This window comes from Bacillus sp. FG16 (genome assembly GCF_057809515.1).
Genome location: NZ_JBMDKC010000152.1, coordinates 1 through 8,561, shown reverse-complemented (window position 1 = coordinate 8,561; position 8,561 = coordinate 1). Strand labels below are relative to the sequence as shown.

Sequence of the window (8,561 nt, the reverse complement as noted above, 5' to 3'; positions counted from 1 at the left end):
GAATGGAAAACATGTATTTGGCATGCCTTTTTTCCTAATTAAGCTGAGTAGTTACAACGATTTTTCTTCCCCATTGACTAGAAGACCCTTTATCAGGCATTAACACATCAATTCTGTTACCTTTAATCGCTCCACCAGTATCTGCTGCAATTGCGACTCCATAACCTTCAACATTTACAGTTTTGCCTAATGGAATAACACTTGGATCTACAGCAATTAATTTCATTCCTGGGTTTGCAGTTAGATTATAACCTTTACCACCTGGTCCCCATGCAGAAAATACTTGTTGACCTGACGCATAACCATTTTCCGCTGGATCAGCTGTATAAGCTGTAGCTTCTACATAAATTTCTTTCCCACCAGCAGTTGGCTTAGAAGGTTGTGCAGGTTCTACCTTCGAATTATTATTAGCAACTGGTTCTGCCGGTTTACTAGCTTTTTCTTGCTTTTGCTTTTCAGCAATTTCTGCTTGTGCTTTCGCTAAGGCTTCTTGCTCTGCTTTTGCAGCCGCTTCTGCTTTTGCACGCTCTTCCGCTGCGATTCTTGCTGCTTCTTGCTCACGAGCAATCGTTTCTTGTACTGCCTTCATATTTGATTCAATTTTAGCTTTTTCTTCCGCTGCTAAATTAAGTTGACTTGCAACCTCATTATATTTAGCTTGAACTGTTTGTAAGTTATCTTGACGTTTCTTCAAGTTATCTTGCAGTTCAGCTTGCGCTTTTGCTAATTTTTGTTTGTCTACTACTAAAGATGCTTCTTTTTCGTCAATTGTTTTCTTGTCCTCTTCAATTTGACGAAGATCTTGTTCTTGTAGACGTAAAATTTCTTTATCAGCTTCTAGAATAGTAGAAACTGCGTTCATACGTTGTAAGAAGTCTGCAAAGTTTTTTGACTCTACTACAACTTCTACTACTAAACTTGTATTTGAACTGTTTTGAACAGAAACCATACGTTTTCTCATAATATCTTTACGAGCAAGGACTTTATCCTCTAAAACGATAATTTCTTCCTTTTTTTGTTCAATCTGCTTATGTGTTTCATCAATTTTACGTTGAATAGCAGCTTGATCCTCTTTATTTTTTGCAATTGTATTATTTAAATTATGTAGTTCGTTTTCGATACCTTTAATTTCTTTACTAACAGCTTGCTTCTCTTGCTCTTTCTTTTGCATTTCTGCATCGTTTTGTTGCAATTGCTGTTGCATGTTGTTAAGTTTCTCGTCGTTTGACTCTGCTTTTACAGCGACTGTACTAGAAAGACCGATAATTCCTGCTAATACTAGACTACTGATTCGCTTAAAATAGTTCATAATCCGACTCCCTTCTTATACAGTTATACATGATTTATTTTACAGTTTGTTTACAAAACGATTAAATACAGTTTATTTTTCGTGACGAAAAAAAGAGAATTATGAATAAAATGTAATAGATTCTTAAATATTTAACAATTCCTATATTTAAAAAATACAAAAGATGCTAAAATCCAAATATAGAGAAAATATAACTTTCGAAGGCGGTTGAAATAAATACATGTTTACTCAAAAGAAATCACTCCAACATACAATTGCTCAATTAGAAGAGCGTATACAAGAATTAGAAGCAGAATTAAAACAAAAAGATATTGAAAAACAAGAGACTATTTCTACTATCCACGATCGTGTACAAAGCGTTGTCCAAGAGCATCAACTTGTAAATAACCAACACAATACACTCCAAAATTTAGTTCAACAATTAAGCTCATGTTTCGAGAATGTTTCAACACGTACGACACATTCCAACGAGTTAAATAATGAAATGTTACAAAAGGAACAAAGCTTAATTCAGTCTATTGCAGAAATTATTGACTGCTCTAATGAAGGAAAAGAATCCGTTCACCGCTTACTTATTGTAATTAATAAATTAGGTGAACAATCCCAACGCACGTCTAATAGTATGAATCATCTAAGCGAACGCTCAAAGGAAATCGAGCAAATTGTAGAAGTCATTCAAAACATTGCAGCACAAACAAATTTACTTGCTTTAAATGCGAGTATTGAAGCCGCGCGTGCTGGAGAGCACGGTAAAGGATTCGCTGTCGTTGCCAATGAAGTAAGAAAACTAGCAGAAAGTACAGCAGAAAGTACAAAAAACATCGGCAACTTAACGAAAAAAATTCAAGAAGAAATTGAAAAAGCATACGATAACACAAAAGATAATTTACATTTAGTCGATGAAGGTGTAGAAATGAGCGCCGATACAAACGCTAGAATTGAAAATATTTTAGTTATGATTCAAACGTTACAAAATGGTGCTACAAATGTTATTAAGGCTATTGAAAACCAAAAATCTTGTAATGATGACATATTACGAGAATTCGCTAACACACAACACATGTTCCAAAAATTAAATACTACTATTATGAATCATATTCATGATGCTGAAAAAGTCGATGTTCAATTGTCTAAAAGTCTTCAAGGAACAGTAAATTCTTGATTAAAAATAAAAATCCCTTATACTGCTATAAGGGATTTTTATTTTATTTCGAATATTTATTTCTTTTCAATATTCATCCATATCTTTGTTATAATGGAAAAGTTGTTTCTTTCAACTAATAAACAAGGAGGTTATTATGGAACAATTTTACTACGTTTTAAAATATTTAATTCTCGGTCTGTTCCAAGGACTAACAGAACCAATTCCGATTTCTTCAAGTGGTCACCTCGTTTTAGCACAACATTTGCTAGGACTAAAAATAGAAGGGTTTAGCTTCGAACTACTTGTTAATTCAGCTTCATTATTAGCTGTATTACTTATTTATAGAAATGATTTAATTCGTCTAACGAAGAATGGTCTCTCTTATATATTTACAAGAGCAGAAGACGCAAAATCAGATTTCTTCTTTATTATTTATCTTGTTATTGCAACCATTCCAGCAGGTGTTATTGGTGTTTTATTTAAAGATTACATTGATCAGTACTTAAAAGGTGTGAAGATGGTTGGGATTTCCCTTCTTATTACTGCTGTCGGCCTTTGGATTATTAGAAATTTACGCGGTCGTAAAAATGATGGCGACCTTTCTATGAAAGATGCAATCATCGTCGGATTAGCACAAGCTTGCGCACTGATTCCCGGAATAAGCCGATCTGGTGCCACAATCGTAGCAGCAATGTTACTTGGTATGAAGCAAGAAACAGCTCTTCGCTTTTCATTCTTACTATACATTCCTGTTAGCTTAGGTGGCTTATTGTTAAGCATTACAGACATTGCAAATGATCCAAATCTAGACACATTATTCGTGCCATATGTTGTTGCATTCATCGCAACATTTATCATGACGTATATTTCACTAAAATGGTTTATGAACATTATGGCAAAAGGAAATTTAAAATATTTCTCTTTCTATTGTATTATCGTAGGTGTACTTACTCTTATTTTCTTATAAAATGAAACTTACAAATTGAAAGCGAGTCATTCTATTACACTAGATGACTCGCTTTTTTATACCTTTATTAAGTTAAAATCTATCATTTACTTTGAATTTTCTGAATAGTATAATAATATTTAAATTCACTATTATAGTAAAGCTATCTTTCCTACTATTATCGTAAAAGAGGTGTTTATATGTTTATTGTTACTAAACTCATTCACATTAAGTACGGATATGAAAGTGAGCTACTTTATGGGCTTAAACAATATTATCCTTCTCCCGGAACGAACGGTTGTATTAACATAGAGTTTTCACATGTTCATCGTACAAATGATAAGGCAGAATATATGATTCGTATGTTATGGAAAACACAACAAGATTACCGTACATGGCTTTCTCAAAGAGAAAGAAATGTAACTTTGAAGCGCAAAATACAAGGCTATATCCTTTCTTCCAAATCAAATGCTACCTATGTACATTAACCCTTCTCTTTTTATTCCTTACGAAGGGCAAAATGATAAAGCGAAACTTTAATCCTCACCAATCGTGCTTCCCACAAATAGCGGGATAAAGAGCCCTCTTACTTTTCATACTGTAAGAGGGCTTCTCTTATGCATACACCTTCTTTTCTTGACAATACAAACGAATAACATGTTTATTTTGTTGAAATACATCATGCGTCAGACGAATAATAATAAAGTTTCTTTTTGTTTGATCATCATGAACAAAAATCTGTTCTCCCTCCTGAAAACGCCATGCACTTTCAAAAGTCGTAATATGATCCCCACTTACAGAAAAAAGTTCATATCGCATCTCTTGTACCCTCTCTCAACTTATATAATCATAATATCCTCATATTAAATTTATTATAACTTAATTCCTATAAAATTAGTAATTATTTCTATTTCGAAAGATTTTAACTTTGTATTTAAATATTTTTAGCGCTATAATGATAAACGAATTTTCATTGAAAGGAGTTTTACTTTGACTGCATATTTATTTCCAGTAAAAACAGCATTTATTTTATTTCCCTTTTTAGCAATGTTTCTTTTAATCCCTTTTTTAATATTTAATTATCGAAAATACGGTTATTTAAATAAATGGCGCTCATTTATTTTATACTCATTATTACTTTACTTATTAAATGCCTATTTTCTTGTTATTTTGCCGTTACCACAAACGTTTGATACTTGTAGCCTACAACCGGCTAATACACAACACATGCAACTCTCACCATTTTATTTCATACAAGAGATTAGTAGTCATACATCCGCAGTTTTAACGAAACCAGCTACTTATTTCTACTTATTAAAAGAGTCTGCGTTTTTACAAGTTGCATTTAATGTTCTATTGACTGTTCCATTCGGTATTTACTTACGTTATTATTTCCGACGTAGTTTCTTACAAACAATTTGCATTTCCTTTTTCCTTTCACTATTTTTCGAGCTAACACAAGTGACTGGATTATACGGTATATACAATTGTGCATACCGATTATTTGATATCGATGATTTGTTTTTAAATACATTAGGTGGCGTAATTGGTTTTATCATTGCACCAATATTTACGTACTTCCTTCCGAAGACAAATGAGTTAGATAGTTATATTGATTTGGAAACGAAACCAGTCGGATTCATTCGTCGCCTTATCGCAATGCAAATTGATTGGATTTTCTTATCTATCGTCGTACCTGTCATTAAAAACAAAGGAAATTCTTTCTTCGTTTCTAATATGCAATCTTACACGAATATGTATGAACTCATTTTCATTACGTGTTCAATCCTTATTTACTTTATTATTATTCCATGCTTTACGAATGGAAAAACAATTGGGAAAGCATTGCTTCGCATTCACCTGAAAGGAAAATCAGATCGTATTACATTAAAAGAACTATTTATTCGCTACGGTATATTTTATTTTGCGTTAGGCGGAATCAATTACATTCTTTCTAGTAGCTCTATGTTAAATCATACAGAACCTTTAGTATTACTCGTTACATTGTTATTCCTATTTATCATTAACGGCCTATTCATTATTCATGTTTTACTACATGTATTTAGCCGTGATAAACTACTATTTTATGAACATATTAGTCATACAAGAAATGCAATTACACTAAAAAAAGCTGACAAATAATTATTTGTCAGCTTTTTCATATACATAATGTGAAACTTTCATCAGTGGGGGTCTTACTGCCCGGCAAATAGCGGGATAAATAAATTTTCTGCATAAGGATTAAAAAACATTCCAAGTTCATCTAGAGATTTCCTCACCTGTAAAAACGAATGAAACTCTGGATATATATCTTGTAATTGCTCATATGATAATGTATGCATTTTCCCCCAATGCGGACGCCCTTCATACTTCAGAAAAATTTTTTCCACTTCGCCAAAGTAAGCAGCATATTTCATACCTTTATACATATGAACAGCGATATACGCTGAATCTCTTCCATAGGCTGGACTAAGCCATATATCATCACCTTTCACATAGCGGCATTCGATTGGGAAGTGCACCTTATACTTTTTCTTTTCAATAAGATTTGAGATTTCTTCTACAACCGCCCTCATATACTTTGAGGGAATACTATACTCCATTTCATAAAATGGTACCGTACGTGATGTAGCAAATACTTCATAGCTCGGGCCAATTATTTTTGTGTTTGGTACAGCCTTAGCTGATAATCGACTCACTCCTTTACTTATAGAAGGAAACCATTTACACCCTTGAGATAGCAAAGAGAACATCCTATTTTCAAGTAACTCAACCTTTAGTTTATGCCATTTCAAATCACTGCCTGTATTCGTTGTTTCGTTCGTAAATTTCACTTGTACTTCATCAGAATAAGGAAAAACGAAAAATTCAAAATGACGATTCTTCTTATATTCTTCTAGTTTGTTCATTACAGTAGATAATGACTGTTTTTCACTTTCATAAACGAGTGCATACGCTGGAATAACCTTCAATTTTATCTTTACAATGATACCTAACATTCCAAGTGACAACTGAAACGCTCTCCAATATTCTACGTTCTCAGCTTCCGAACAAACTATACTCTCACCATTAGACAAAACTGCCGTAATCTCTATAACTTGTGTTGATAAACTCCCAAAGGTAATACCCGTTCCATGAGTCCCCGTACTAATCGCTCCTGCAATAGATTGTGAATCAATATCCCCTAAATTTTCTTGCGCATAACCTTTTTCCTCAAGTAACTTCCCTAAATCATGTAACTTTGTTCCTGCCCATACTTCAGCAACCATCTTCTCTGCATCAATATTCACAATGCCCTTCAATTCATCTAAAGAAACTAAAACTTCTTCCGTTTGCACAAGGGGGGTAAACGAGTGTCCTGAACCGACAACACGAATTTTCTTCCCCTTTTTTCGTGCAAGATCCACAACTTCTACTACATCTTGTATACTTTCTGGATACATCGTATAATGCGGCGTTCCTTCTACATTCCCTGTCCAATTCCTCCACTTTTTCCCCTTTATAGAAAGCATTGGCCATCCCCCCGATATGTTGAATACTCCCCAACAATCTCTCCTTTTTTAACACGATACAAAAAAGGAAAGCGTTCACATAACTCACCAGCCTTACTATGACGAAACAAAATGGACTCTCCTATATCCACTCGTTCCTCGCCGTTATAAAAAATTGGCGTTTGTACCTCGCCAGCACCTTCTAAAGCTAATAGTTTTGCACCCTTCGGTCTCCAAACTTCAGGCTCTTTATCTTTTCCAACTGCTCCTGAAGCAATATATCCACCACCTAGGCAAGTGTAAATAAACGGGACTGGTTTACGCACAACTGGTAAGGCAAATCCGACCGCTGGATGAAATTTCACCTCTTTATAATAATCAAACAGCTTCGGAGAATAAAAAGCAGAACCTACTGTAATCTCTGAAACTGAATTATCTTTCTCGGTTGTTTTTATGCTTCCTGTTCCCCCTCCATTTACAAACCTTAGCTCAATACCAAGGTTTTGTATTGCTTTTACAATATGTTCTCTTCTTTCTTTAACTTCTAACACTGATTTCTTCTTTAAATACGAAATCACTTTACTTTTCAGCCATTGATTCGGTATATGATCGCCCACCCCAGCAATTTGAGCTTCATAACCCATCACACCATCTAACATTAAATATGATGACCTTCTCACCTTTTCTACTACTTTCAACGCATCCTGCACATTTTTTACCGGGGATCTTTGTACACCAAAATGAAATTGAAAAAAACGACTACTCATATCAATATCCAAACAAACACGAAAACATCCTTTAGATTTCTCAGCAATTTTTTCTAAATACACAATATGCTCTTCACAATCCACCATACAAGTTATAATGAAACCTTTCTTTGTTAGCAAACTAATTTCATACAAAGCTCTTTCATCATAAGCAGGATATCCGAGCAATAAATCATTAAATCCTTGTTCTATTAAAAATAAAATCTCTCTAGGTGAAAAGCACATAATACCTTGAAATCGATCATTTGCAGCTAAAATCTTTTGCATAATTGGAACAGAACGTAACGATTTACTCGCTATACGAATCTTCTTATTTCCACTTAACTCTATAATCGATTGAATGTTTCTATCTAAAGCCACTTCATCCAAAAATGCACACGGTAATGGAACTTCTTTAAAAATTCCTCGATCCACATTTTTCTCTCCTCTTCTCAATATGTCTTATACATATTGGAAAGAAAGTATGATTTTCCTGTTTGCAAATAAAAAAAGTTTCTTCTTTACGAAGAAACTTTTTGAAACTACTTCATAGAAATAGTCGCCTCTACTGGATAATGATCAGAGTAATCATTAATATATAAAACTTAAATTGCCTAAAAGCGCAACAAACAGCTATATTCCGCTGCTTTGTGCTTTACCTAATTTTATAAATGGCAACACTTTTCTGGTTATTTGTGACCAAATCCGTTACCGAAAAAATCGAAATAAAAACTAAAAAAATAAAAGAGCACAGCGTGTTAATAAAGTGGTGAGACACTTTATTAACCGTCCGCCTAACCTAGATAGGCAAACACTTGCTGTAACTCTTTATGTACCTCATTTTACCGTACGTAAGGGTTCCTCCGCAATAGTTTGCTTACATTTTGTGGCATACTGTTGCTTTTTTATTTTCAAAGGAGACGAG

Annotated in this window: 7 protein-coding genes and 1 pseudogene; 4 read left to right on the top strand and 4 right to left on the bottom strand. The window is 33.9% G+C overall.

Annotated features, from left to right (window positions below):
• Positions 1–34: 34 nt before the first annotated feature.
• Positions 35–1,309 carry a PcsB-like coiled-coil domain-containing protein gene (locus tag ACODS7_RS29795; RefSeq protein ID WP_488828291.1) on the bottom strand — a complete coding sequence of 425 codons (1,275 nt, stop codon included), beginning with the start codon at positions 1,307–1,309 and terminating at the stop codon, positions 35–37.
• Between the two features lie 631 nt (positions 1,310–1,940).
• Between ACODS7_RS29795 and ACODS7_RS29790 the strand changes: the two are divergent.
• The 3 genes and pseudogenes from ACODS7_RS29790 to ACODS7_RS29780 form a co-directional block, all read left to right on the top strand.
• Positions 1,941–2,471 (top strand): annotated as a pseudogene (locus ACODS7_RS29790) (methyl-accepting chemotaxis protein); the annotation flags it as partial.
• 136 nt (positions 2,472–2,607) lie between these two features.
• Positions 2,608–3,420, top strand: a complete 813-nt coding sequence (locus tag ACODS7_RS29785; RefSeq protein ID WP_000434794.1) for an undecaprenyl-diphosphate phosphatase — start codon at positions 2,608–2,610, stop codon at positions 3,418–3,420.
• Positions 3,421–3,599: 179 nt separating this feature from the next.
• Positions 3,600–3,887, top strand: a complete 288-nt coding sequence (locus ACODS7_RS29780) for an antibiotic biosynthesis monooxygenase (RefSeq protein WP_016083512.1) — start codon at positions 3,600–3,602, stop codon at positions 3,885–3,887.
• A 127-nt stretch (positions 3,888–4,014) separates the two neighbouring features.
• Here ACODS7_RS29780 and ACODS7_RS29775 read toward each other — a convergent pair whose 3' ends face one another.
• On the bottom strand, positions 4,015–4,218 hold the full coding sequence (locus ACODS7_RS29775) for a hypothetical protein (protein ID WP_001268332.1): 204 nt from the start codon (positions 4,216–4,218) through the stop codon (positions 4,015–4,017).
• Between the two features lie 171 nt (positions 4,219–4,389).
• On the opposite strand from ACODS7_RS29775, the gene ACODS7_RS29770 reads away from it, so the two are divergent.
• Positions 4,390–5,541, top strand: a complete 1,152-nt coding sequence (locus tag ACODS7_RS29770; RefSeq protein WP_224981527.1) for a VanZ family protein — start codon at positions 4,390–4,392, stop codon at positions 5,539–5,541.
• Positions 5,542–5,594: 53 nt separating this feature from the next.
• Here ACODS7_RS29770 and ACODS7_RS29765 read toward each other — a convergent pair whose 3' ends face one another.
• Together ACODS7_RS29765 and ACODS7_RS29760 are read right to left on the bottom strand one after the other, a co-directional pair.
• Positions 5,595–6,911 carry a D-arabinono-1,4-lactone oxidase gene (locus ACODS7_RS29765; protein ID WP_043935140.1) on the bottom strand — a complete coding sequence of 439 codons (1,317 nt, stop codon included), beginning with the start codon at positions 6,909–6,911 and terminating at the stop codon, positions 5,595–5,597.
• Positions 6,899–8,071: an amino acid deaminase/aldolase gene (locus ACODS7_RS29760; protein ID WP_048564149.1), complete on the bottom strand. Its 1,173-nt coding sequence runs from the start codon at positions 8,069–8,071 to the stop codon at positions 6,899–6,901. Before ACODS7_RS29760 ends, ACODS7_RS29765 begins: the two co-directional genes overlap by 13 nt.
• Between the last annotated feature and the right edge of the window lie 490 nt (positions 8,072–8,561).